At 35.9% G+C, this 23,987-nt stretch carries 23 protein-coding genes and 2 tRNA genes; 23 read left to right on the top strand and 2 right to left on the bottom strand.

Annotation, left to right across the window (positions count from 1 at the left end; genetic code table 11):
* Positions 1 to 3: 3 nt before the first annotated feature.
* The 12 genes from mutS to BCB69_RS04095 all read left to right on the top strand — a co-directional run bounded on the left by mutS (position 4) and on the right by BCB69_RS04095 (position 13,553).
* Entirely contained in the window at positions 4 to 2,571 is a 2,568-nt protein-coding gene (gene mutS / locus BCB69_RS04150; protein ID WP_069177100.1) for a DNA mismatch repair protein MutS, read from the top strand.
* Positions 2,571 to 4,475: a DNA mismatch repair endonuclease MutL gene (gene mutL / locus BCB69_RS04145; protein ID WP_069177099.1), complete on the top strand. Its 1,905-nt coding sequence runs from the start codon at positions 2,571 to 2,573 to the stop codon at positions 4,473 to 4,475. The genes mutS and mutL overlap by 1 nt, the downstream gene beginning before the upstream one ends.
* Positions 4,472 to 5,266, top strand: coding sequence for a class I SAM-dependent methyltransferase (locus BCB69_RS04140; RefSeq protein WP_069177098.1), 795 nt, complete (start codon positions 4,472 to 4,474; stop codon positions 5,264 to 5,266). The genes mutL and BCB69_RS04140 overlap by 4 nt, the downstream gene beginning before the upstream one ends.
* Positions 5,248 to 6,156, top strand: coding sequence for a tRNA (adenosine(37)-N6)-dimethylallyltransferase MiaA (gene miaA / locus BCB69_RS04135; protein ID WP_069177097.1), 909 nt, complete (start codon positions 5,248 to 5,250; stop codon positions 6,154 to 6,156). Before BCB69_RS04140 ends, miaA begins: the two co-directional genes overlap by 19 nt.
* A gap of 127 nt (positions 6,157 to 6,283) precedes the next feature.
* On the top strand, positions 6,284 to 7,528 hold the full coding sequence (locus tag BCB69_RS04130; protein WP_069177096.1) for a methionine gamma-lyase family protein: 1,245 nt from the start codon (positions 6,284 to 6,286) through the stop codon (positions 7,526 to 7,528).
* 175 nt (positions 7,529 to 7,703) lie between these two features.
* Entirely contained in the window at positions 7,704 to 8,444 is a 741-nt protein-coding gene (locus tag BCB69_RS04125) for a TM2 domain-containing protein (RefSeq protein ID WP_069177095.1), read from the top strand.
* 153 nt (positions 8,445 to 8,597) lie between these two features.
* Entirely contained in the window at positions 8,598 to 9,332 is a 735-nt protein-coding gene (gene truA / locus BCB69_RS04120; protein ID WP_069177094.1) for a tRNA pseudouridine(38-40) synthase TruA, read from the top strand.
* Positions 9,333 to 9,513: 181 nt separating this feature from the next.
* A tRNA-Val gene (locus BCB69_RS04115) sits at positions 9,514 to 9,590 on the top strand.
* A gap of 131 nt (positions 9,591 to 9,721) precedes the next feature.
* Positions 9,722 to 10,252, top strand: a complete 531-nt coding sequence (gene hslV, locus BCB69_RS04110; protein ID WP_022513839.1) for an ATP-dependent protease subunit HslV — start codon at positions 9,722 to 9,724, stop codon at positions 10,250 to 10,252.
* Entirely contained in the window at positions 10,249 to 11,610 is a 1,362-nt protein-coding gene (hslU, locus tag BCB69_RS04105; RefSeq protein ID WP_069177093.1) for an ATP-dependent protease ATPase subunit HslU, read from the top strand. Before hslV ends, hslU begins: the two co-directional genes overlap by 4 nt.
* 149 nt (positions 11,611 to 11,759) lie before the next feature.
* Entirely contained in the window at positions 11,760 to 12,734 is a 975-nt protein-coding gene (locus tag BCB69_RS04100; protein ID WP_069177092.1) for a biotin--[acetyl-CoA-carboxylase] ligase, read from the top strand.
* Between the two features lie 45 nt (positions 12,735 to 12,779).
* A complete protein-coding gene (locus BCB69_RS04095) occupies positions 12,780 to 13,553 on the top strand; it encodes a type III pantothenate kinase (RefSeq protein ID WP_022513836.1) in 774 nt (257 codons plus the stop codon).
* Positions 13,554 to 13,618: 65 nt separating this feature from the next.
* On the opposite strand, the gene BCB69_RS04090 is transcribed toward BCB69_RS04095, so the two are convergent.
* Positions 13,619 to 13,966, bottom strand: a complete 348-nt coding sequence (locus BCB69_RS04090; protein WP_069177091.1) for a hypothetical protein — start codon at positions 13,964 to 13,966, stop codon at positions 13,619 to 13,621.
* Between the two features lie 189 nt (positions 13,967 to 14,155).
* Here BCB69_RS04090 and BCB69_RS04085 point away from each other — a divergent pair.
* The 4 genes from BCB69_RS04085 to glmS all read left to right on the top strand — a co-directional run bounded on the left by BCB69_RS04085 (position 14,156) and on the right by glmS (position 17,853).
* Positions 14,156 to 14,231 (top strand) — tRNA-Glu (locus tag BCB69_RS04085).
* A 113-nt stretch (positions 14,232 to 14,344) separates the two neighbouring features.
* The gene (gene sppA, locus BCB69_RS04080) at positions 14,345 to 15,286 is read left to right on the top strand and encodes a signal peptide peptidase SppA (protein ID WP_236887171.1); all 942 of its coding nucleotides are present in this window, start codon (positions 14,345 to 14,347) and stop codon (positions 15,284 to 15,286) included.
* Positions 15,287 to 15,295: 9 nt separating this feature from the next.
* Positions 15,296 to 15,853 carry a YIP1 family protein gene (locus BCB69_RS04075; protein WP_022513833.1) on the top strand — a complete coding sequence of 186 codons (558 nt, stop codon included), beginning with the start codon at positions 15,296 to 15,298 and terminating at the stop codon, positions 15,851 to 15,853.
* Positions 15,854 to 16,026: 173 nt separating this feature from the next.
* Positions 16,027 to 17,853, top strand: a complete 1,827-nt coding sequence (gene glmS / locus BCB69_RS04070) for a glutamine--fructose-6-phosphate transaminase (isomerizing) (protein ID WP_022513832.1) — start codon at positions 16,027 to 16,029, stop codon at positions 17,851 to 17,853.
* An 87-nt stretch (positions 17,854 to 17,940) separates the two neighbouring features.
* Here glmS and BCB69_RS04065 read toward each other — a convergent pair whose 3' ends face one another.
* The gene (locus BCB69_RS04065) at positions 17,941 to 18,912 is read right to left on the bottom strand and encodes a hypothetical protein (protein WP_022513831.1); all 972 of its coding nucleotides are present in this window, start codon (positions 18,910 to 18,912) and stop codon (positions 17,941 to 17,943) included.
* A gap of 276 nt (positions 18,913 to 19,188) precedes the next feature.
* Here BCB69_RS04065 and BCB69_RS04060 point away from each other — a divergent pair, with 276 nt between their 5' ends.
* The 7 genes from BCB69_RS04060 to rimI are packed head-to-tail and all read left to right on the top strand — an operon-like array spanning position 19,189 to position 23,982.
* Positions 19,189 to 19,737 carry an isochorismatase family protein gene (locus tag BCB69_RS04060; RefSeq protein ID WP_069177089.1) on the top strand — a complete coding sequence of 183 codons (549 nt, stop codon included), beginning with the start codon at positions 19,189 to 19,191 and terminating at the stop codon, positions 19,735 to 19,737.
* Positions 19,734 to 20,723, top strand: a complete 990-nt coding sequence (gene thiL / locus BCB69_RS04055; protein ID WP_083990012.1) for a thiamine-phosphate kinase — start codon at positions 19,734 to 19,736, stop codon at positions 20,721 to 20,723. Before BCB69_RS04060 ends, thiL begins: the two co-directional genes overlap by 4 nt.
* Positions 20,724 to 20,735: 12 nt before the next feature.
* Positions 20,736 to 21,491 (top strand): 2,3-diphosphoglycerate-dependent phosphoglycerate mutase, encoded by a 756-nt coding sequence (gene gpmA, locus BCB69_RS04050; RefSeq protein ID WP_069177088.1) that lies wholly within the window; start codon positions 20,736 to 20,738, stop codon positions 21,489 to 21,491.
* A 21-nt stretch (positions 21,492 to 21,512) separates the two neighbouring features.
* Positions 21,513 to 22,406 carry a patatin-like phospholipase family protein gene (locus tag BCB69_RS04045; RefSeq protein ID WP_022513453.1) on the top strand — a complete coding sequence of 298 codons (894 nt, stop codon included), beginning with the start codon at positions 21,513 to 21,515 and terminating at the stop codon, positions 22,404 to 22,406.
* Positions 22,399 to 22,872: a tRNA (adenosine(37)-N6)-threonylcarbamoyltransferase complex ATPase subunit type 1 TsaE gene (gene tsaE, locus BCB69_RS04040; protein WP_069177086.1), complete on the top strand. Its 474-nt coding sequence runs from the start codon at positions 22,399 to 22,401 to the stop codon at positions 22,870 to 22,872. Before BCB69_RS04045 ends, tsaE begins: the two co-directional genes overlap by 8 nt.
* Positions 22,856 to 23,551: a tRNA (adenosine(37)-N6)-threonylcarbamoyltransferase complex dimerization subunit type 1 TsaB gene (tsaB, locus tag BCB69_RS04035; protein ID WP_069177085.1), complete on the top strand. Its 696-nt coding sequence runs from the start codon at positions 22,856 to 22,858 to the stop codon at positions 23,549 to 23,551. The genes tsaE and tsaB overlap by 17 nt, the downstream gene beginning before the upstream one ends.
* A complete protein-coding gene (gene rimI / locus BCB69_RS04030; protein WP_069177084.1) occupies positions 23,524 to 23,982 on the top strand; it encodes a ribosomal protein S18-alanine N-acetyltransferase in 459 nt (152 codons plus the stop codon). Before tsaB ends, rimI begins: the two co-directional genes overlap by 28 nt.
* The last annotated feature ends 5 nt before the right edge of the window (positions 23,983 to 23,987 follow it).

The following is a 23,987-nucleotide window of genomic DNA, read 5'->3' as shown; positions in this document are numbered from 1 at the left end:
TATATGGCAAAGAAAACACCTTTGATGGAACAGTATAAAGTTATAAAAGCACAATATCAAGATGCAATTCTGTTTTTCCGACTTGGTGATTTTTATGAAATGTTTTATGAAGATGCTATTACCACATCTCGGGAATTGGAATTAACCTTAACCGGTAAGAATGCAGGTGATGGAGAAAAAGCTCCTATGTGTGGAGTTCCTTTTCATGCTGCAGAAATCTATGTATATCGTTTAATTCAAAAAGGATATAAAGTTGCTATTTGTGAACAACTTGAAGATCCGAAAGTATCAAAAGGTTTAGTTAAGCGTGGTGTAGTTCGTATCATTACACCGGGAACTATACTTTATGAAAATTCTATTGCAGATAAGTCCAATAATTACTTAATTTATGTATATGAATCTTCCAGAAATTTAGCAGTTACTATGGCAGATGTGTCAACAGGAGAATGTTGGTGGGGGCTTTGGGATAAGAAAAAGGAAAGAAGTGATTTCTTTGACATGATATCCGTATACTCTCCTTCGGAAGCCATTTTAGAAGTATCTGATGACTTTTATAATGTATTGGAAAACTTTACCGGAACTTCCTTAGGTGGATGTTTATTATCTCGTTATGCAGATATTGATAATACGATTTCAATTCCGAATGAAATTATGGAGTTAGACTGTGTAGAAGTTGTACATGCTTATCAAGGTTTATCCGGATACTTAAAAGAGGTTATGAAAACGGCGGTTAGCTCTTTTTATACAATTATGCCCTTACGACAAGATTGCACACTCACTTTAAGTGAAGAGTGCCTTCGTAATTTAGAAATTACGAGAAATATGCGTGATGGAGGAAGAAAAGGAACTTTACTGGATGTGTTGGATTATACACATACGGCCATGGGTGCACGCTTATTAAAACGTTGGTTGGAACGTCCTTTAACGGATGTTAATCAAATTATACTTCGTCAGGACGGTATACAAGAACTGGTTTCTCATACTACAGAAATGACAGTATTAGAAGAATTACTTTCTCAAATTTTTGATTTTGAACGTATTTTGACGCGTATTGAAACGAATACGACCTCACCTAAAGATTTACTGGCATTAAAAGCTTCTTTAAAAATTTTACCGACTATAAAAGAACGATTACAAGGAGCAAGTTCTATTATTTTAAAAAATGTAAATAAAAATATTCATGTACATGGAACTATTTATGAGTTATTAGATCGTTCAATGAACGAAAATGGTACAGGGAATATTAAAGATGGAAGATATATTAAAGAAGGCTATAATGCAGAACTTGATGAATTACGTTCTGTAAAGAAAAATAGTCAACAATGGATTGCCAATATGGAGCTTTCCGAGAAAGAAAAAACAGGAATTACAAAACTTAAGATTGGTTTCAATAATGTGTTTGGTTATTACTTTGAAATTCCGCATTCCAATAAAATTCCGATTCCAGACTACTATATTAGAAGACAAACTTTAGTTAATGCAGAACGTTATGTAACACCGGAACTTAAGGAATTCGAAATAAAAGCATTAAGTGCCAAAGAAAAAACAGAGGCATTAGAACTAAAAATTTATCAAGAAATTAAAGCACAAATCCGACCGGATATTCCGGCTATGCAAAGAACGGCCAGAGCATTAGCTTCCTTAGACTGTTTAGTAAGTCTTGCTCGTGCAGCTGCTACAGATAGATATGTTCGTCCTTCGATTATAGGAGGGCAATATGGAACAATTTCTATTAAGGATGGAAGACATCCCATGGTGGAAAAGGCAAATAAAAGCAGAATATTTGTACCGAATGATACAGAACTTAATCATATATCACAGGAATTGTTAATTATTACAGGTCCTAATATGGCAGGGAAATCGACTTATATGAGACAAGTTGCCGTGTTGGTGATTATGGCACAAATCGGTTCATTTATTCCTGCTGGAGAAGCCGTATTTTCTCCCGTAGACAAAATTTTTACTCGTGTGGGAGCCACAGATGATATTGCGACCGGTCAAAGCACTTTTATGGTAGAAATGAATGAAGTATCCAGAATTCTTCGTGGAGCCACAAAAAACAGTCTTATTCTTTTGGATGAAATTGGAAGAGGTACCAGCACTTATGACGGTATGAGCATTGCAAGAGCTGTTGTTGAATATATTGATAAACACATTCATGCATATACTTTATTTGCAACTCATTACCATGAGTTATCTACAATGGCTTTACATAGTGAATCTATTAAAAACTATACGGTGAGCGTTAAGGAAAAAGGAAAAGATATCATTTTCTTGAGAAGAATTGTACCGGGAAGTGCAGACAGGAGTTATGGTATACATGTAGCCCGATTAGCCGGATTACCTGCCGATTTGCTTGTGCGAGCAGAGCAAATATTAGAAGGCCTTGAAGCAAATGACGGGAAAAATGCTAAAGACGGAGCTATACCGATACAAGAGGATACGCCTATGAATTTGTTCAACTCTTCTATCATTACAGAATTAGCGAATGTTGATGTCATGAGCATGACACCTATAGAAGCTATGGATATGTTATTCAGATTGAGCAAAGAAGCAAAGGAGGGACGATAATGGCTTTAATTCATATATTAGATGAATTGACATCCAACCAAATTGCAGCAGGAGAAGTAGTAGAGCGGCCTGTAAATGCGGTAAAAGAATTGATAGAAAATGCTATTGATGCGTCCGCTTCCGAAATTGAAGTAGAAATTGCAGAGGGCGGAATTTCATATATTCGAGTAACTGATAATGGCTGCGGTATGACCGATGAAGATGCTAAATTATCTATTATTCGTCATGCTACCAGTAAAATCCGAACATTAGAAAATATTTATCATATAGCCTCTTTGGGGTTTAGGGGAGAAGCTTTGCCAAGTATTATGTCCGTATCCAAAGGACGTATTACTACTCGACGTAAAGAGGATGAAATTGGAATTACATTAGAATTGGAAGCCGGAAAAATTACTTTAGAGGAGGCTTGCGGTGCTCCTATAGGAACTACGGCAGAAGTAAGAGATTTATTTTTTAATGTGCCTGCACGTAAAAAGTTTATGAAGTCGGAAAGAACGGAAAGTAGCCGTATTAATGCAATGGTTGGAAAAATGGCACTTGCTAATCCGGGAATTGCTTTTCGTTTAATAAATAATGGAAGAACTGTATTGGAAACAACCGGAAATGGTCGTTTATTGGATGTAATCTCTTCTCTTTATGGTTTACAAACTGCAGGAGAAATGCTTCCTGTATCCGGAGAAAGTGAACATATTATTTTGGAGGGGATGATTTCTAAACCTTCATTACTAAAGAGTAACCGTCAATATCAGACTATTATTGTTAATGGTCGTATTGTGGATAATGCTGCTATTACTAAGGCGGTAGATAATGCGTACCATTCCCTTTTACCTAAAAACGGACATCCTATTATTACTTTGTCATTGACAGTTCCTTCTGAAAGTATTGATGTGAATGTTCATCCACAGAAACGAGAAATTAAGTTTTCTCAAGAGCAGGATATATTCCGCTTAACTTATCATGCAGTATTAAATGCACTTACTTCCGTTACGGAAGCGGAAGATATTTCTACTGAAATGATAAAAAATCCGGGACGAGATATCATGGTCGATGGAACTGTAGAACGAATTAAGGCGGATTCTGTAATCAAAGAAATACCGACTACATATTCATGGAGAACGGATAGCCGGAATTTTAATGAGGGGATGTATTCGGAAAAACAAAGCAGTAGTATTCCGTTAACTTCTTATGAAAATAATACAAAAAAATCGTATGTACCTAGCAATAATAAGCCTGTATTTACTAATCCGAAAGAAATTATGAATACTCATTTTATTGTAGATAATGAGGAAGTAAAAGATACAACACTTTTTGATGTATCGCAAATATCTCCAAAAGATGATTTAGTCATTCCTTTAGGGCAAGTAGCCAAATGTTTTATTGTTTGTTGCAGAGGGCAAGATTTATATATTATTGATCAACATGCAGCACATGAACGTATTCGTTATGATATGTTGGCAGAACGGGCAGAAGGCATTCCTATGCAAGAATTATTAGTTCCTGTATTAATGCATGTAGATGAACATGACATGGCTGTATTAGAAGAACATAAAGAAGATATGACCGTATTAGGGATTTGTTTTGAACAAGCAGGTCCGGATGTTATTCGTGTTACGAGCGCTCCCAGTGATTTGCCGGGGGAAGACGTGGAACAAGTTATTAAAGATATACTGATTGCTTATCATGATAAAAGTAAGCCTTCTGCAGAAACTCTCCGTCATCGTGTAATGGCATTTGCTGCTTGCCGAGGTGCAATTAAATGTGGTGATGTGCTAAATATTCGGCAAATGAAAGAATTAATAGCAGAATTATTTGAAACGTCAAGACCTTTTGTTTGTCCGCATGGTAGACCTACTATTGTGAGATTTACACCGGATGAATTAGGTCGATTATTTCATAGACCATGAATCATCATATCGGAGTAACCATATCGCTCGATGCATCTGAGGAAGTCCGTCAGAAAGCAATGATGGCAGCAAACATACTTCATTTGCCATGGAAAGAACGAAAAGCCACATTAGGAGAGACTTGCGCGTCCGATTGTGACTGTTTGTTAATTTATACAAAACAACTTCCTGAAATTTGGACAAAAGATAGCATCTATCGATTTCATTTAGGAACGGCGGAATTACGTATTAAGCAGATGAAACGTGGTGTGCAAGATCGATTACTTGCGCTTTTACCACCTCGAAAAGATATAGTTATTGTAGATGCTACTTTTGGTGCCGGAAGAGATGCTACCGTATTTTCTTGGTACGTAGGAAATGCAGGAAAGGTTATATCTCTGGAAAAAAGTGCTGCACTTTGGGCAATAGGGAAGGAAGGTCTTGCTCAGTTTTCTGATTCTGACAAGGATGTCATAGAAGCATTACGTAGAATTGAGCTATATCATTATGATTTTATATCATGGCTATTGAAAGCACAGAGTAAGAGTGTAGATGTGATATATTTTGATACAATGTTTAAACATCCTGTGAAACGTAATGCTAATCATATAGAAGCTTTCAGAAAATCGGCTTGTTATGATACGCTACAAGAATCTATATTATTAGAAGCTTGTCGTGTAGCAAGAGAATGTATTATTGTCAAAGAGCGGTCGTTTTCGCCCCTATTTAAAAATGAACTGTTTACAAAAATAGATTCCAAACGTGGGCAATCAACGGCATATGGAGTTATTACATGCAAAAACAGAAAGTAATTACTATTCTTGGTCCTACCGCTTCCGGAAAGTCGGCTCTTGGAGTTTATTTAGCAAAAAAAATGGGTAGTTCTATTATTTCAGGGGATGCTTTTCAGGTGTATCAAGGTATGGATATAGGCACTGCAAAAGTGAGTCGGTCTGAAATGGAAGGCGTTCCTCATTATCTTGTAGATTGTTTTCATCCTACAGAATCATACTCTGCAGCTATATTTGCAGAAAAAGCTTCTCATTATATAGAAATCGAAAATAATAGTGGAAGAATTCCTTTTATTGTAGGGGGAACCGGATTATATATTGAAGGATTACTTGCCGGGTTTGAATTTAGAGATAAAGGAAGTACACGACAACATTGGATGGACTTGTATGAAAAAGAAGGGATAGCAGGACTTATTGCTGCTGCTAAGAATATTCCTACTATTAAAGAAATTCCACAAGACAAACAACGACTTATTCGTAGCTTGGAACTGGCAACTGATAACAAATCACAGCAAGCGGGACGTGCTGCTGATTTAGTATATAAGGGGCCGGTTATAGGAATATCCATGGATAGGGAAAAATTATATGAGCGCATTAATCTTCGTGTAGAGCATATGTTTGAGCAAGGATTGGAACAAGAAGTTAGAGCGTTATTAGCAAGTGGTATTCCTGCAGATGCACAAGCCTTTAAAGGGATTGGGTATAAAGAGATGCTTGCTTACATTCGAGGTGAGTTATCGTTGCATGGTGCTAAGGAGCTTATCAAGAAAAATACGCGTCATTTTGCTAAAAGACAGTTAACTTGGTTTCGACATATGCCGTATATTCAGTGGATAGAACGTTCTGATACGGAAGACAACTCTTGGTATGAGCAAGCAGAACAACTTATTTACACTTATTATTCAATGTGAGATAGATAAAGATTATAAAAAGGATTTCTATAATATTTATAGAAATCCTTTTTGCAAATAATTAATGAGAAGTCTATTATATAGGTATTGTAATTTATCTATTGTTTTATTAAAGGATGAGAATATAATGAATCCAGACATTTTGAATATTGATAAAAGAGCATTGGAAATTTGCGAACCTATATTTGAAAAAATGAAAGAAATTTCTTTATATAATACGAAAAAAATATTGGAGTCATTTAGAAGAAATCAACTTTCTTTTTTTCATTTTGCAGCAAGTAATGGATATGGATATGATGATGCCGGTAGAGAAAAACTGGAAACTATTTGGGCAGATGTATTTCAAGCAGAAGCTGCTTTAGTAAGACCGCAATTTGTATCCGGAACACATGCATTAGCAACCGTATTATTAGCATTACTTTCTGCCGGGGATACTTTAGTATCTGCTGTTGGAACTCCTTATGATACGATGCAGAGCGTTATTGGTATATCCGGGAATGCTCCTCATAATTTAAAACAAAGAGGTATTCATTATAAAGAAGTACCTTTAACGGATGGGCATTATGATTTAAATGCTATAAAGAATACTGTGACTGCAGATACAAAAGTAGTGCTTATACAACGTTCTCGTGGGTATATGGATAGAGAATCTCTTTTTCCTGAAGATATAGCAGCTATTATAAGAGCTGTAAAAGAAATTAACTCGAACATTATTTGTTTTGTAGATAATTGTTATGGTGAATTTACCTCAAAAGAAGAGCCCATTGAATTAGGGGCCGATATTACTGCCGGTTCATTAATTAAAAATGCAGGTGGCGGGTTAGCCCCTACCGGTGGGTATATTGTTGGACGAGCTGACTTAGTGGAACTTTGCGGACAAGAACTTACTGCACCGGGCTTAGGGGCGGAAATGGGATCCTATGCAGCCGGGTATAGATTTTTCTTTGAAGGTCTGTTTATGGCTCCTCACATTACTTGTCAAGCTGTTATGGCTGCTGAATATGCAGGCGCCGTATTTCAATCATTAGGATTTCATGTTTCGCCCGAAGCAGGAAATCTTCGCACAGACTTAATTACAGCTATTGAATTAGGATCAGAAGAAAATATGAGACTTTTTGGAGAAGCTATTCAAAGTTGGTCTCCTGTAGATTCTTATGTACAACCGGTTCCCGGAGATATGCCCGGATATACAGATCGTATATTAATGGCGGCAGGAACTTTTGTACAGGGATCTACTATTGAATTATCTGCTGATGGACCGGTGCGTCCGCCCTATACTATGTACCTACAAGGGGCATTAACATTTGAACATGGTAGGTTGGCTGTTCTTGGTGCAGCAGAAAATATTTTAAATGCAAAAAAGAGTAAATAATATAAAAAGACATAGTGTATTGCTATGTCTTTTTATATTATTTATGGCAAGTTCTCTCTAATAGAGAAGGTGCTTATGTTATAATAAAAATAAAATAATTATAAAAAAAGTATATACAATATTTAGAATAGATGATAAGATATAAAAAATATTTATCGTATAGAAAGGAGGCGCTATGCTACCGGCAAGATTCAAGGTAAGGAATTATTGTTCCATTGCTTGGAACGAGCCCCTTCCCGGCGGTAAGATTGCTTCGGGTGCATCTGTAGTTAGAGTACGTAGTTCACAAATCGTAGAAAAAGCCACATTTTCTTTTACTAAAAATGTGGAAGACGAATTAATGAAATTGCGAAAATTTTTAGATGTTGATATGCTCCTTGTATATGATGGAGAAAAAGAAGTAGAAGATCTTAATAATTTTTGTTTTAGACAAGGAATCGGTCTTTTAGCAAATACCGTTTTAAATTTAAGTGAATTGATAGAAGAAGTAAAAGAGTGTGATTTTGGAACCGGAGATAGAAATCTTATTTTATGTAAGGAAACGGAATTACAATCTTTAGATAATATTAATAATAAAGCAGAGCTTATGAGTGAGTTGTATCAGCTATCTGCCAGTTATTTATTTGATTATGAAGAACCTTATCCACTTTGGGTAAAATACCTGAATAAAGAAGAAGAACGGTATATGGCGCAAAAATCAGTCGGTAATGAAAAAAACATTATCATGGCATATGTGTTATTACTTTTTGGCTTTCATTATGCCTATTTAAAACGCCCTTGGCTTACTGTTCTTTATATTGGAACCATAGGTGGATGCTTCCTCTGGTTTTTGTTAGACATATTTAGAATGCCTTATTTGATAGATATGTATTATAGCAGGATTGCTAATAGTGCCTACCGGAATGTATCGAAATAATATTATGGAGTTCTATTTAGCGGTTATTATAAAATAAAAACTTCTTTCTCTTTGTGAGAAGAAGTTTTTTACTATTTGCATTAAAATTTTATTTACGTGATATACTGTAATGAAATGTAGTGCTCGTAACGTAGAATATAAGAAAGGAATCCTATGAATATTCGTTTTATAGTTCAGTATGATGGAACTCGATATAAAGGTTGGCAAAAACAAGTTCGAACAACGGAAACTATCCAAGGGAAATTAGAGCAAGCGATTACAAAAGTGGTTGGCGAAACCGTACAAGTTCTGGGGGCAGGAAGAACCGATGCAGGGGTGCATTCCATGGGGCAAATAGCTAATGTTCGATTGACCAGTAATGTTATAGTTTCCGATTGGGAAAAGCAAGTGAATGATGCACTTCCATCCGATATAGTCATTATATCCAGTCAAGAAGTTTCTAATAATTTTCATAGTCGTTTTAATGCTAAAGCTAAAACTTATGTATATCGAATGCGTATAGGAAGTCAAAAAGATGTGTTTCATAGACGCTTTATTTGGCAATATGGACAAGTATTAGATATAGAAAAGATGAAAGAGGCTGCTACTTTATTGATAGGTACTCACGACTTCAAAGGATTTACTTCCAATAAAAAAAGCAAAATGAGTACTGTACGTACTATTTCTGCAATCCAAATTGAAAAAGCTAAAGATATCCTTACTTTTTCAGTTACCGGTGATGGATTTTTAACAAATATGGTGAGAATCATAGTAGGAACACTAGTTGAAGTTGGAGAGGGAAAGAAACAGACTGATTCTATTATGCAAGTACTAAAGTCTAAGGAACGTTTTTATGCCGGATTTACTGCACCACCCGAAGGACTTACCTTGAAAAAAGTATATTATTAAGCAGAGTAAGTTATCAATACACTTATCTTTCAGATGTTACTTAAGCATCTCGGACATTTCTATCAACGATATTTTGAAGTGGATTAAAAGTGGAGATATAAAACAAACAGCTAAAGGAGAGTTCACGGAAGCCATTGCTTCTAAATCATGTTAAATTATGTTATAATCAAACCTGATTTATGGGGCTATAGCTCAGTTGGTTAGAGCGTTACGTTGACATCGTAAAGGTCTCTGGTTCGAATCCGGATAGCCCCACCACTCTATTTTAGTTATAAGGTTCTGTTGGAGCATGTTTCAACAGAACCTTATTTACATATTTTTAGTATAAATAATAGTGTAGAATACATGATAAAATATAATCAAAAATATATAAGAGAGTAGGAGGAACTATGTTTAAAGCAACTACTATATTGGCTGTACAAAAAAATGGACATGTCGCTATAGCCGGAGATGGGCAAGTTACTATGGGAAATAGTGTCGTTATGAAAAATACAGCAAAAAAAGTACGTCGTTTGTATCAAGGAAAAATTCTGGTTGGATTTGCGGGTTCTGTGGCAGATGCCTTTGCACTCTTTGATAAGATTGAGTTAAAGTTAGCAGACTATAAAGGCAATTTAGTTCGTGCAGTAGTAGAATTTGCAAAGGAATGGAGAAGTGATAAAATTCTCCAAAAATTGGAAGCATTGCTCATTGTTACGGATGGAGAGCATTTATATTTAGTATCAGGGAATGGAGAAGTTATAGAGCCGGATGACGGTATTTTAGCTATTGGTAGTGGAGGCAATTATGCATTGGCGGCAGCACGAGCACTAATTGCGAATACAGATTTATCTGCACGGGAAATTGCAGAGAATTCATTGCATATTGCAGCAGATATATGTGTTTTTACTAATCATAATGTCATTGTGGAGGAATTATGAGAGCAGATCTTACACCTCATAAAATTGTTGACTATTTAAATCAATATGTCATTGGGCAGCAAGATGCTAAAAAATCGGTAGCAGTAGCACTTCGTAATCGGTGGAGAAGTAGACAATTGGCTCTTGATATTGCGAAAGAAATCAGCCCTAAAAATATATTGCTTATTGGACCGACCGGAGTAGGGAAAACAGAAATTGCCAGACGTATAGCCGCATTAACAGATGCTCCTTTTGTAAAAGTAGAAGCTACTAAGTATACGGAAATAGGTTATGTAGGTAGAGATGTGGAGTCCATGGTTCGAGATCTGGTAGAAGAATCGGTACGCATGATAAAGAAACAAGAGTCATTGGCACATGGTGAAAAAGCGGATGAACAGGCGGTATTAAAGATAGCAGATATTTTATGGCCGACAAAAAAAGAAGAAACAAGAAGCCCTATGGACATTATTTTCGGAGAGAAGAAAGAAGAAAAACCTAAAAGTCCGGAAGAAGAAACACAAAGAGCAGCTTTTATTGAAAAGATTCGTGCAGGAGAAATGGATGACCGTATTATAGAAATTGATGTGGCAGTAAAAAATAATATGGGCGAAAATGGAGATAATGAAAATATTATACAAATTCGACAAGTATTTGCGTCCATGATGCCGAAGAAAACAAAAAAGAAGACAGTTACAGTTCGTATGGCACGAGAACTGCTTAGAGAAGAAGTAACTGATGAACTTTTAGATATGGATACCATTGCAGATAAGGCTATTCATATTGCTGAAGAAAACGGTATTATATTTATTGATGAAATTGATAAGATTGCAAGTAAAGAGGGGAGCGGTGGTCGAGGAGAAGTATCACGAGAAGGTGTGCAGAGAGATATTCTTCCGATCGTTGAAGGCGCAACTGTAAAAACAAAGTATGGATCTATCAAGACCGACCATATTTTATTTATTGCAGCAGGGGCTTTTCATGTTTCTAAGCCAAGTAATTTAATTCCTGAATTGCAAGGTCGTTTTCCCATTCGAGTGGAATTACATAGTTTATCAGTAGATGATTTAAGAAAAATCCTTACGGAACCGAGGCAAGCATTAATTCGGCAATATACGGCTTTATTGGAAGCGGATGGTGTACAAGTAACTTTTTCTGAAGATGCATTAGTTGCTATTGCTGAAATTGCAAATGAAGTAAATAGTGAAACGGAAGATATTGGTGCACGAAGATTATATACTATATTGGAACGTGTTCTTGAACAACTATCTTATGATGTACCTGAGTTACCTATTTCATCGGTAGTTATTGATGAAGCTTATGTAAGAAAAAAATTAGGGCGTATTACTGAAAATATGGATATATCCAACTACATTTTATAAATTAATAGGAAACACCATAATAAAAGCATTCGATACAGAATGCTTTTTATTATGTATAAAGTTTATTTTAAACATAGAAAATACTTAGATATTGACTGATTGTAAACCTTATTACTATAATAAAGAAAAATTAATTGGGAGGGATGCACATGAGAAATACCATATTAGATTATTTTCGAAAGGCTAATGGGCAATTTATTTCCGGAGAGCAAATTTCAGATGATTTGCATGTGTCTCGTACCGCTGTTTGGAAACATATCAAAATATTAAAAGAGCGTGGGTATATTTTTGAATCCAGTACACGTAAAGGATATCGTCTTATTTATGCACCTGATTTATTAACGCCGCTTGAAATAGCAAGTGTTCTTCGTACTCATTCATTGGGGCAAAATGTAGTATATTTAGAAACGACAAATTCTACCAATGAGATCGCGAAAGAATATGCAAGAAATGGTGCGGAAGAAGGAACCATTATTGTTGCGGAAGAACAAAAAATGGGGCGTGGACGTTTTTCCCGTTCTTTTTATTCTCCTTTCGCTAAAGGAATTTGGTTCTCTTTAATATTAAGACCGACATTTTTTCCTCTAGAAGCATCTAAGTCAACTCTACTTGCTGCTGTTGCAGTTTGTAGAGCTCTTCGTAGTGTGGGACTCCCACAAGCAGCGATTAAATGGCCTAATGATATATTGGTTGATGGACGTAAACTCGTTGGAATTTTAACGGAATTGTCGGCTTCTATGGAAAGAATTGACTACATTGTTATGGGTATTGGGATTAATACCGGTATAGAACGTATTGAGTTTCCTGAAGATTTTAGAGATAAAACGACTTCATTTTTGGCGGAAGGAATAGCTGTATCGAGAAAACAGCTATTAGCTGCTGTATTAGCTGAATTGGAAAAATTGTACATGGTAGCGGAAACAGAAGGTTTTGATAAAATATTGGAAGATTGGAAGACTCTTTCTTGTACTATTGGGAATGAAGTACAAGTTATTTCTGAAGATAAAACATTTATAGGAAAAGCCGTAGATCTTGATAACAATGGTTGCTTATTGGTAGATACCGGTACAAAGATAGAACGTGTTATTGCCGGAGATGTGTCTATTCGTCCGGTCAAGCAATAAAAGATAAAAAGCTAAAAATGTAAGAACAACAGTTAGGAGAAGAGAATGCTTCTGGTATTTGATGTAGGAAATACGAATATTGTATTAGGTTTTTATGATAAAGATAAACTGATTTATCATTGGAGAGCCGCTACTAATGCACTTAAAACTGCAGATGAATATGCTGCTTCCTTAGGAATGATGTTTCAATTGGATGGATTTAGTTTTGAGGATGTAGATGCTATTATTATTTCTACTGTTGTACCGCCTATTAATCCTATTTTAGAAACACTATGTAGAAGATACTTTAAAGTAGAACCCTTGATGGTTGGTCCCGGAATTAAGACCGGACTCAATGTGTTATATGATAATCCGAAAGAACTTGGGGCAGATCGTATTGTAAATGCAGTTGCAGGAGCGACCATTTATGGTGGACCGATTATTATTATTGATTTAGGAACAGCCACCACTTTTTGTGCTATTGATGATAAAAAAAGGTATCTTGGAGGGGCTGTTGCACCGGGAATTGGAATATCTATGGAGGCATTATTTCAACGCGCATCTAAATTACCTCGTATAGAAATGGTTAAAACTTCTTCACTAATTTGTAAAACAACGGTAGCTGCTATGCAATCAGGCATTTATTATGGAGCAGTAGGTCAGATTGATGGTATTGTCAATCGAATGAAAGAAGAAATGGGATATGAAAATATTAAAGTAATTGCAACAGGTGGTATGGCAAAACTTATTGCAGAAGAATCTATAACTATTGATGTGTTAGATCCTTTATTAACTTTAAAAGGACTGCATATTCTGTATAAGAAAAATACAGGAAAGTAACAATCTATAATAAAAATGAAGAAATAAAAAGCACTCAATAAAGAGTGATTTTTATTTCAGGGATACTATTCATTTTCTGAAAGAAGCTGGGATAAATCGGTAATTAAAGAATTAAAATTCGCTTTTACATTATTTATATCTGTTTTTAGACCGGATAATTCATCAGCGGATGTGGAAACATTATTTTCAACTTTATTTACTCTCTCATTTAAAGAGGTTAGTTTACTTTCAAGCTCATTTATTTTTTTGGACACATCTTTGGTAGAGTTTTCATTTGGTGTAGTAGACATTGAAGTTAATTGAGTTTCAATCATTTGGATTTTTTTGCTCTGTATAAAAGTTATACCGGTTAAAATAGTAATTGTCATTATACAGATTATAATAAGAATGTATAATATTTTTTCTTTTTTCATAAGTTTTCCTCTAATAAATCTAATAAAAACCAATTATTAAATAATATATACTGTAACATATAATGTTTTTATAAGCGAATTATTGATTTTTATATTCATTGTTATGTGAGTGTTACTATATATTTTTATAATAAAGAGTTGGATATTACTTGTTATTTAAAAAATGGGAGAGTATAATAAGCTCATCATGGCCGGTTAGTCAAGCGGTTAAGACGCTGCGTTCTCAGCGCAGAGAGCATGGGTTCGAATCCCATACCGGTCACCAATGGTTGTAAGAGTTTTAGTTCTTGCAACCTTTTTTAGTTAATTCAGGTGTAGAAACATAATGATATAATAAATGTATAATCTGTATAGTTATCTATGATATAGGAGGGAATTGTGATTCACTCGAAAAGAAAATGGGTAGTTGCAGCAGCAATTATTTTATTAATAGTAGCAGTAATAGTTGGTACGGAAGCTATGGGAAGTGGTAAGTCACTACCCAAAGTAAGGAATGGTTATGTAGCAGTTATACGTATTGATGGAGAGATTTATGGAGGACCGCCGACAGGAAATGTATTCTCTTCTAATGGAACTTCTAGTGAGCAGGTCATGTCAGAACTTGAGTCTGCAAGAAAAGATGTCAATGCAAAAGCGATTTTATTGCGAATTAATAGCCCGGGTGGGTCTACAGGGGCTACACAAGAAATTTCTGAAGAATTGGATAAAATTAAGAACTCGGGAAAACCAATTGTAGTGTCTATGGGAGATGCTTGTGCTTCTGCCGGATATTGGATTGCAAGTAAAGGCGATTACATCTTTGCTAATCCGGCTACTTTAACAGGCAGTATCGGTGTATATATTGATTATACAAATGTAGAAGGATTGGCAGAAAAATTAGGTGTGAAAGAAGAAAAAATAAAGAGTGGACTTTATAAAGATATGTTGTCCATGTTTCGCCCTATGACGCCTGAAGAACGCACGATGATACAGGGGATGGTAGATGATATTTACGGTCAATTTGTAACCACTGTTGCTGAAGGTCGCCATATGGACATTAATAAAGTGAAAGCTATAGCAGATGGACGAGTTATTACTGGCCGGCAAGCACAAGCTTTAGGCTTGGTAGATGCTATGGGAAATTATTACGATGCACTTGGTTATGCAGGTGGATTGGTAGGTATGAATGAAGATGTTCCTACACATTCTTACGAGGAAAAACTGTATTTACGAAATTTACTTTCAGCAAATGCGGAAAGCTTTGCAAAAATTATTGGAAAGAACATGGCGACTGAAATGAAATCTATTACTTCATTGGATCAGCAGCCGGTTGTTAAATAAGGAGGTACTATGAATTATTTTCTGGATTTAGTGTACAGCCTTATGGTGCACCCCCGTGTTGCATTGCGTGCTATCACAAGAGGTGAACAGTGGATTGTTGCAGGATTGATATACCTTTTTACGATTCTTATTATGTCTTTATCATCCTTAGTGGAAGGTCCCGGTGTAGTTTTGAGTTTTTTGCTTTGTCTTTTTATAGAGATGACTTTACTTTTGCTGCATAGTGCAAGTATTCATTATGTTGCCGGCTGGTTAGGTGGACGTGGTAGTGCTAAAGGAATCACTTCAGGTTTTATGGCAACCGTTTGTCCTTTGTCTATCCTCGTGTTTTCGGCCCTTGCGGATTCTTTCAGTTTAGATGTGATAGCCGGTATCATTAGTTGTGTTGCTATCGTATGGCACTTTATTCTTAACATAATTGCTGTTAGTGAGAATTATGGGTTCACTTGGGGGAAATCGGCTCTGGTTTTGCTTACTCCTATAGCAGTAGCGGCTTTTATCAGTATCAGTATTATGGGAATAGGTACGATTATAGGTGTTTCTGCTTTAATGAATATGGGTATATAAATAGAATAAAAAACGGAATAGGATTTAAAAGAAATACAGATTTATTGTTGATTATGGTATAATCAATGAGTATGTATTTCTTTTTATAGCATGAAATTTTAAATTAGAACAAAATAGATTATGCAAATAATACGAATAGGAAACTATTCTATTTATTTGAAGGAGGATATGATATGTGCGGTATTGTTGGCTATGTGGGAGACAAAGAAGCATCAGAATTTTTAGTTGATGGACTTCGTCGCCTTGAATACAGAGGCTATGATTCTGCAGGTATTGCTGTTTTTGATAACAATAAAATAAATATTGTTAAGAAGAAAGGCGGCTTAGCAAATTTAGAAGCTGCATTAAAAGCAACGCCATTGATAGGGACTATGGGTATTGGACATACTCGTTGGGCGACACATGGGCAACCATCTGATGTGAATTCACATCCACATGGTGATTCTCGTAATCATTTTGTGATTGTTCATAATGGAATTATTGAAAACTACTTGACTTTAAAAAAGCAATTAATAGAAAAAGGGCATGTATTTAAATCGGAAACAGATTCTGAAGTAGTTGCTCATTTAGCAGAAGAACTCGATGATGGAGACTTTTTTTCTACTGTTCGTAAAGTAGTAAAAGAAATTACCGGTACTTATACCTTATTGTTTATGAATAGTGATTATCCGGATACTATTATTTGCACAAAGAGTGAGAATCCGTTAATCATTGGACTTGGTAAAGGTGAGAACTTTATTGCATCGGATATTCCTGCCGTTATTAATAAAACAAGACGTATTTTTGTCATCAATGATAAAGAACTTGTCATTGTCAAGAAAGATAAAGTTTCCGTATTTGATGGTGATGGGTTACCTATTTCCAAGAAAGTACAAGAAGTAAACTGGTCGGCGGAAGCGGCAGAGAAAAATGGATATCCACATTTTATGCTCAAGGAAATTTATGAACAGCCGAAAGCTATTCATGATACGGTAGCTATGCATGTAGCTAAAGATGGAAGCGTTTGTTTTGATAATTTAAACTGGATTAAAGCAGATTTAGAAAATATTGATAATATTTTAATTACCGCTTGTGGAACCGCTTATCATGCAGGGTTGGTAGCTAAACATTATATCGAACGTTTTGTTAAGATTCCTGTAGAAGTGGATATTGCATCCGAATACCGTTATCGTCAACCTTTGACTACAGCAAGAACTCTGTGCATTGTAGTGAGCCAATCCGGGGAAACGCTGGATACCCAAGCTGCACTTAAAGAAGCAAAAAGATTAGGTGCACGCAGCATTGCTATTACCAACTCTATCGGTTCTTCTATTGCAAGGGAAGCGGATTATACTATATATACATTGGCAGGTCCGGAAATTGCAGTAGCATCTACCAAAGCATATACAACACAGTTAGTGGCTTTATTGTTATTAGCTTTGTATATGGGGCAAGTAAAGGAAACGGTAGCACCGTCTGTAGTTAAAACGATTACGGATTCTTTATTAATCTTGCCGGAAAAAATTACAGAAGTTCTAAAAGAAAAAGATCATATGGAAAAATTAGCGGATTCTTTTATTCATGCTAAAGATATATTCTATCTTGGTCGTTCTATTGACTATGCAATTGCTATGGAAGGCGCCTTAAAACTTAAGGAAATTTCTTACATCCATGCAGAAGCTTATGCTGCAGGTGAATTAAAGCATGGGACGTTGGCATTAATTACTAAAGATACTCCCGTTATTGCTGTAGTATCACAGTCGCATGTGGATTCTAAGATGTACAGTAATATCCAAGAAGTACGTGCAAGAGAAGCAGAAGTAATCAGCATCGGATATGAGGATGATGATAATTTAGAAAAATATGCTACAGATGTAGTTCGCATTCCAAGAGTAGATGAATTTATCGCACCGATTCTTTCGGTAGTGCCTATGCAGCTGTTAGCATACTTTACAGGAATTAAACGTGGCAATGATGTAGATAAGCCAAGAAACTTGGCTAAGTCTGTTACAGTAGAATAGATAATAAAAGGATGTTCTTGATGAACATCCTTTTTTCATGCAAAAAGAGTTAATAAAAAAGACACTGTTAAAACAGTGTCTTTTTTATTAGAATAGTGATTTTATAGAATCAAGGCTAAACATAAAAGTACTATTCATTAAATTATCAAAAGCATTATCAAAGCCTGTTAGTTTAGGATCAACTAAGAGTACACAGATAACAGCAAGAATTGTAAAAGCTAATGCTATTATACTCATCTTTCCACGTCCCGAAACCATATAGAACCCAAATAAACGAATGCATAAGGTACCGAATAATACTAAAACCATTCCTGATAACGGGAATATATTAAACAGTAAGTTAGAAGCTAACATAGCAATAAAGAATGCAGGAATCATAATGAGCGGAAGGTTTTCTGTTAAGCGATTCTTTGTTGGTTCTGCTCGATGCAAATCCAGGACCCAATCAGAAAATTCAAATCCGAATAATCCACTGAAGAAGAAGCTGGAAATTACTAAATAATCCCAAATATTTTGGAATCGTTTACGATCATTGCCTACCCACCAAAAGAATCCACATGAGAGCAGTGCTGCACTGATACCCAGATACTTATATGTTTCAGCAGGTATGTATTGCGTTAGAGTAACGCCCAGAACCATCAGTGCAGATGCAATAGCAATATAAAGGATTCGGGTATTAAGTGGAATGCGGAGTTGTTCCGGTACGTAGTAACCTAGCCGGATAGTGAGTTCTAAAAGGAACATAAGCAAAAATAAAGTGAGTGCACCAAACGGATATATGAAGAGTGCTGCGAAGGTTACTGCTAAAGATGCCCAAAGAATCCAACCACGGAATATTTGAAAGTTCTTAAATGTAAGTTGGCGACCTTGTGTGAATAATGCTAACTTTATTAATACAAGGTAAGAAACCATAATACCGGCTATTTGAAAGGGTGTTGCACCTACAATTAATAATCCGCAAAAAATAAGTATAGAAGCATTAGCTCCTGTTAATCTTGCTACCAGATGAGATAAAAATCCGATATTAAATAAAGTAAAAAGTGAAGTTAAAAAGTCCAATAGTATGCATCTCCTTTATAATGATTATATTTGTTATATTAACATAAATAATAATAAAACTTAATAAAAAGGGGTGGAATTTGTTTTCTCGCAATCGCTTTGGTTTTAATTGATTAGTTTTACTCATAAATAACAGTTTTCTAAAAAATCTTTAAAATACAAGTATTATGGCTAAATTTGACTATAATATAGTTGTGCAGATTTAGTAAAAACTGTTACAATAAAAATAATTTACTATAAGAAAAATTATTGGTTTTATACGGTAAGGAGACGACTATGGATCATCTTATCATTGTAGATTGTCAGTATGATTTTATTGATGGCTCTTTGGCTTGTGCACATAGTCATGAAGCGGTTTCCAATCTTGTAAATTATATAAATACACATGAGGTAGATGTAATTTACACTTCCGATTGGCATGGTGAGACAAATCAATCTTTTTTAGTAAATGGAGGCATATGGCCTGTGCATTGTGTAGCCGGTACAAAAGGGGCTGCTTTAAGTGCTGTTTTTGAACAGATACACAGAGAATCGGAAAGACCTAATAAAAAGAATATTTTTTTAAAAGGAAAGAGTGATGAAATAGAAGAATATTCTGCTTATTTAGCTATGAATGAAGATGGAACTGTACTGAAAGACATCGTATCATCACATGTAATTGTTGGTGGTATTGCATCTGAATACTGTGTCCGTGAAACGATTCTATCTTTGTTGAAAGCAGGACATACAGTATCTTTGTTGTCCGATTGTGTAGGATATGTATCACTTGAAGAACACAAAAAGAATATAGAAGACTTAAAGAAACGAGGAGTTGAGATTCTTTGACAAAGAAACAAACGATAAAAGACCTCGGAGAATTTAAATCTATAGAAAAAATTACCCGGGATTTTATTTATCGTCCCGAGTTGGTAAAAGTCGGAATTGGCGATGATGGTGCTGTAGTTTATACAAGACCTGAGATGGATGAAATTATTTCTACAGATACGATGGTAGAAGGAGTACACTTTACTCATCAAACGATGTCTGCTTTTGATGTCGGGTTTAAATTGTGTGCATCCAATGTGAGTGATATCGCAGCTATGGGTGGACAACCTACAGGCTTAGTTGTGTCTGTAACCGTACCTTCTGATTTACCCGCCGAATGGTTAGAAAATTGTTATGAAGGCATTCGTGCTGCTTGTAAATATTATCGAATGAATTTATTGGGTGGAGATATGACTGGTTCGCCACATGGGATTGTTCTTACCGGCACGGTTATCGGAGAAGTACCTTTGAATACCGCCGTTACTCGTCGACAGGCACAAGTGGGGGATGTGGTATGTGTGACAGGTACGGTAGGTGATGCAGGGGCAGGTTTAGAGGCTATTTATCGTAAATGGGAATCTTTGTTTCCTCATATCGTACAAAAGCATCAAAGACCGCTTCCTTCACCGAATTTGGCAATGAAAATCAGAGAGTGTGGAGCATCTTCTATGAATGATATCTCAGATGGGCTTTCTAGTGAGCTGTATGAAATTGCACAAGCAAGCCAAGTAAATATGAGCATTGTAGGAGAACAAATTCCTTTATCACAAGAAACTATAAAATTATCTGAAAAAGTGGGGGTAAGTCCTATTCATTATGCTTTAGTTGGTGGAGAGGACTATGAGTTGGTATTTACTATTAAGGAAGCTAAATTATCATTATTGACACAAGAACCTATATATGTGATCGGGCGGGTGGAGTCTGCCGGAGAAGGTGTAGTATCACTGACATATCAAGGTGAGAAAAAAGTGTTAGAGGTTAAAGGGTTTTGTCATTTTAAATCGTAGTGGAGGTATTCGATGTATACATTGGTGGTTATTCGTCATGGACAAAGTCAATGGAATAAGAAAAATTTGTTTTGTGGTTGGACAGATGTTGACCTGACCGAACAGGGATATGAAGAAGCGAAACAAGCCGGGCAACTTTTAAAGCAAGAAGGATATACTTTTGATGTTTGTTATACTTCCGTTTTAAAGCGTGCTATCCATACCGCCTATACGGTTTTAGATCAAATGGATTTGCATTGGATTCCCGTAATTAAAGACTATCGGCTAAATGAACGTCACTATGGTGCTTTGCAGGGGAAAAATAAGACAGAAACTGCAGATGCCTACGGAGAAGAACAAGTTCTTTTGTGGAGACGTTCTTATGATGTAAGACCACCTGCTTTAGAGGTGGGAGATGCACGTTGTCCGGAAAATCAATCGGTATATGATGAAATTAAGAAAGAAATTGTACTTCCACATGCAGAATGTTTAAAGGATACCGTGGCTCGAGTAGCACCGTATTTTGAGAATGTGATTAAGCCGCAGATTGTTAATGGGAAAAACATATTGATTGCTGCTCACGGAAATTCTATTCGTGCATTAATGAAATATATAGAAGGTATTTCCGATGAAGAAATTGTGGGAATTAATGTTCCTACCGGTATCCCCTTGGTATATCATTTAAACGAAGATTTTTCTGTTATCGACAGAAAATTTTTAGGAGATCAAGAAGCTATTCGTGCCAAAATGGAAGCCGTAAAGAATCAATCTGCAAAATCTATTAAGTAATATTAGAAAGAAGGCATTATTGTGGTAGAGAGTAAAGAAATCAATAAGCCAAGTGGCACTCTTATTTTAGAAGGCGGTGCTATGCGAGGTATCTTTACAGCTGGAGTATTAGATGCTTTTATGGATAGAGGATATTATTTTCCTCAGATAGTAGCTATTTCAGCCGGTACTTTACAAGCTCTCTGCTATTTATCTCGTCAAAAGGAGAGAAATAAACGCGTTAATCTAAGATATGCAAATGATCGCCGATATATGGGGATAAGACATTTGATTCGAGGAGGAGATTATTTTAACTTTTCATTTATATTTGGAGAGTTGGCAGAAAATTTAATGCCTTTTGACAAAGATACATTTATGACAGCATCGGAACGTATGCTGGCATTAGTGACTAGTTGTGATACGGGGAAAATTACGTATATTTCCAATAAAGGATGTACCTGGGATGAATATAAACAGGCTTGTGAGGCCAGTTGCTCTATTCCATTATTCTCAAAACCTGTGCAATTAGGGAACAAATTATATGTAGATGGTGGCGTAGGGATGCCTTTAGCACCGCTGCCGGAAGAACTTCCTTTTGTTACAAAAAAGCCGGTATATATTCTTACTCGAGATAAGAATTATAGGAAAAAGCATATTCATAAAATAGAAAGAGCATTACTTTCTATGATGTTGGGAGGAAGTTATCCTAAGATCAATGAATTAATGGCAACCATTCCTGAACGATATAATGAAAAAGTAGAAGAACTGCTGCAACGGGAAAAGGAAGGACGTGCCTTTATTATTCGTCCTGAGCATAGTGTTCATGTAAGCAGGACAGAAAGAAATATTCATAAACTACGTAATTTATATGAAGAAGGTCGACGTATCGGTGAATCTCGTTTTGATGAAATGTTGAGGTGGTTATGTAATGCATGAACTCATTTTCTATACACACATGACCGAAGAAACACAAAACTTTGGACAACGGATTGGGAAACATGCGGAAGAAGATTTATTTATTGCTTTAACAGGTGATTTGGGCGCAGGCAAGACGCATTTAGTGCAAGGCATTGCCAAAGGTATCGGTATTCTTGATAACATAACCAGTCCTACATTTAACATTATGAATATATATGAAGGAAAATTACCTTTTAAACACTTTGATTTCTATCGACTGGATAGAGAAGAAGAACTATATAACATCGGATGGGGTGAATATAGTGTGGGAGGGGTAACCGTTGTTGAATGGGCTAATCTTTTTCCCGATTTAATACCGGAAGAGGCTTTATGCATTACCATTCAAGTTCTTTCTGAAACAGAAAGAAAGTTTATCATTACATGGACAGATAAAACTCCATCGACCTTGATAAAGGAGCTTAAGCAGTATGTTACTAGCCATTGATACTTCTTCCTTGATTTTGAGCTGTGCATTAGCAAAGGAAGATACTCTTATATCGGAATGGACCGTACAAAGAAAGTTGACACATTCTGAACAGTTAATCCCTCATATAGATGAAATGATGAAAGATGCAGGTGTATTAAGAGAAGACATTACTGCCGTGGCATGTTCTATCGGACCGGGATCTTTTACCGGTTTGCGTATTGGGTTAACCAGTGCCAAAATGATGTCATATCTTTGGAAAGTACCTCTTATTGGAGTAGATACCTTAGAAGCTTTAGCGTGGAATCTATGTGGCGGATATGTGTATGCTCTTCCTCTTATGGATGCACAGCGTGGTCATGTATATGCAGCCTTATACAATACTTCTCATATGCGTGTAATACAAGAAGAAGCGGAAGGTGTATTTCTGATAGAAGAAGTGATTGAAAAAGTAAAAGGAAGTTTACTTCCCGTGGTGGCTATGGGGGAAGCGGCGGAAAAGTATGCAGACAAATTAAAAGAAGCCGGTATTTTATTGGCACCGCAAACTATGCGTTGTTGTCGTGCAGGCAGTGTTGCGATGGCAGCTTGGCAGAAATTAAAGAAAAATGAAAGTTCTAATCCATTGACTATGGTTCCGAACTATATTCGTAGAAGTGAGGCGGAAGTGCAGTGGGAGAAACGACACGGGAAAGTGTAATTATTCGTCCTGCTACAAGAGCAGATGTAAATTTCATTTACCATATTGGAACTCATTGTTTTACAGATGCATGGAAGAAAGAAACTGTGATACATGATTTAGAACAACCTTTGAGTCACTATTGGGTAGCGGAATCTGATCAACAAGTGATTGCTTTTGCGTGTTTTTGGTTTGTTGTTGATGAATTACAACTTGTTAATATTGCAGTGGAAGAGCCTTTTAGACGACAAGGTATTGCAAAGAAACTCTTGGATGCAGGTATAAAAGAAGCAAAAGAATATGAAATAAAAACCATGTTTTTAGAAGTGCGTGTAAGTAATGAACCGGCACAAATTTTTTACAAAAAACAAGGACTTTCTATTGTAGCCTTACGTAAAGATGTGTATCAGCTTCCTAAAGAAGACGGTTATATTATGACAAAAGTATTATAGGAGTA

The organism is Dialister pneumosintes (assembly GCF_001717505.1).
Classification (GTDB): domain Bacteria; phylum Bacillota; class Negativicutes; order Veillonellales; family Dialisteraceae; genus Allisonella; species Allisonella pneumosinta.
Note: the sequence above shows the minus strand (reverse complement) of the source record. Positions and strands in the feature narration are given on the sequence as shown.

What these genes read in the sequence shown, in the direction of transcription:
- miaA (WP_069177097.1), top strand. Translation starts at nt 5,248, where the DNA reads ATGCAAAAACAGAAAGTAATTACTATTCTTGGTCCTACCGCTTCCGGA.
- mutS (WP_069177100.1), top strand. Translation starts at nt 4, where the DNA reads ATGGCAAAGAAAACACCTTTGATGGAACAGTATAAAGTTATAAAAGCA.
- tsaE (WP_069177086.1), top strand. Translation starts at nt 22,399, where the DNA reads ATGCATGAACTCATTTTCTATACACACATGACCGAAGAAACACAAAAC.
- hslU (WP_069177093.1), top strand. Translation starts at nt 10,249, where the DNA reads ATGAGAGCAGATCTTACACCTCATAAAATTGTTGACTATTTAAATCAA.
- glmS (WP_022513832.1), top strand. Translation starts at nt 16,027, where the DNA reads ATGTGCGGTATTGTTGGCTATGTGGGAGACAAAGAAGCATCAGAATTT.
- BCB69_RS04075 (WP_022513833.1), top strand. Translation starts at nt 15,296, where the DNA reads ATGAATTATTTTCTGGATTTAGTGTACAGCCTTATGGTGCACCCCCGT.
- truA (WP_069177094.1), top strand. Translation starts at nt 8,598, where the DNA reads ATGAATATTCGTTTTATAGTTCAGTATGATGGAACTCGATATAAAGGT.
- mutL (WP_069177099.1), top strand. Translation starts at nt 2,571, where the DNA reads ATGGCTTTAATTCATATATTAGATGAATTGACATCCAACCAAATTGCA.
- gpmA (WP_069177088.1), top strand. Translation starts at nt 20,736, where the DNA reads ATGTATACATTGGTGGTTATTCGTCATGGACAAAGTCAATGGAATAAG.
- BCB69_RS04100 (WP_069177092.1), top strand. Translation starts at nt 11,760, where the DNA reads ATGAGAAATACCATATTAGATTATTTTCGAAAGGCTAATGGGCAATTT.
- BCB69_RS04060 (WP_069177089.1), top strand. Translation starts at nt 19,189, where the DNA reads ATGGATCATCTTATCATTGTAGATTGTCAGTATGATTTTATTGATGGC.
- BCB69_RS04125 (WP_069177095.1), top strand. Translation starts at nt 7,704, where the DNA reads ATGCTACCGGCAAGATTCAAGGTAAGGAATTATTGTTCCATTGCTTGG.
- tsaB (WP_069177085.1), top strand. Translation starts at nt 22,856, where the DNA reads ATGTTACTAGCCATTGATACTTCTTCCTTGATTTTGAGCTGTGCATTA.
- BCB69_RS04090 (WP_069177091.1), bottom strand. Translation starts at nt 13,966, where the DNA reads ATGAAAAAAGAAAAAATATTATACATTCTTATTATAATCTGTATAATG.
- BCB69_RS04140 (WP_069177098.1), top strand. Translation starts at nt 4,472, where the DNA reads ATGAATCATCATATCGGAGTAACCATATCGCTCGATGCATCTGAGGAA.
- BCB69_RS04095 (WP_022513836.1), top strand. Translation starts at nt 12,780, where the DNA reads ATGCTTCTGGTATTTGATGTAGGAAATACGAATATTGTATTAGGTTTT.
- BCB69_RS04130 (WP_069177096.1), top strand. Translation starts at nt 6,284, where the DNA reads ATGAATCCAGACATTTTGAATATTGATAAAAGAGCATTGGAAATTTGC.
- hslV (WP_022513839.1), top strand. Translation starts at nt 9,722, where the DNA reads ATGTTTAAAGCAACTACTATATTGGCTGTACAAAAAAATGGACATGTC.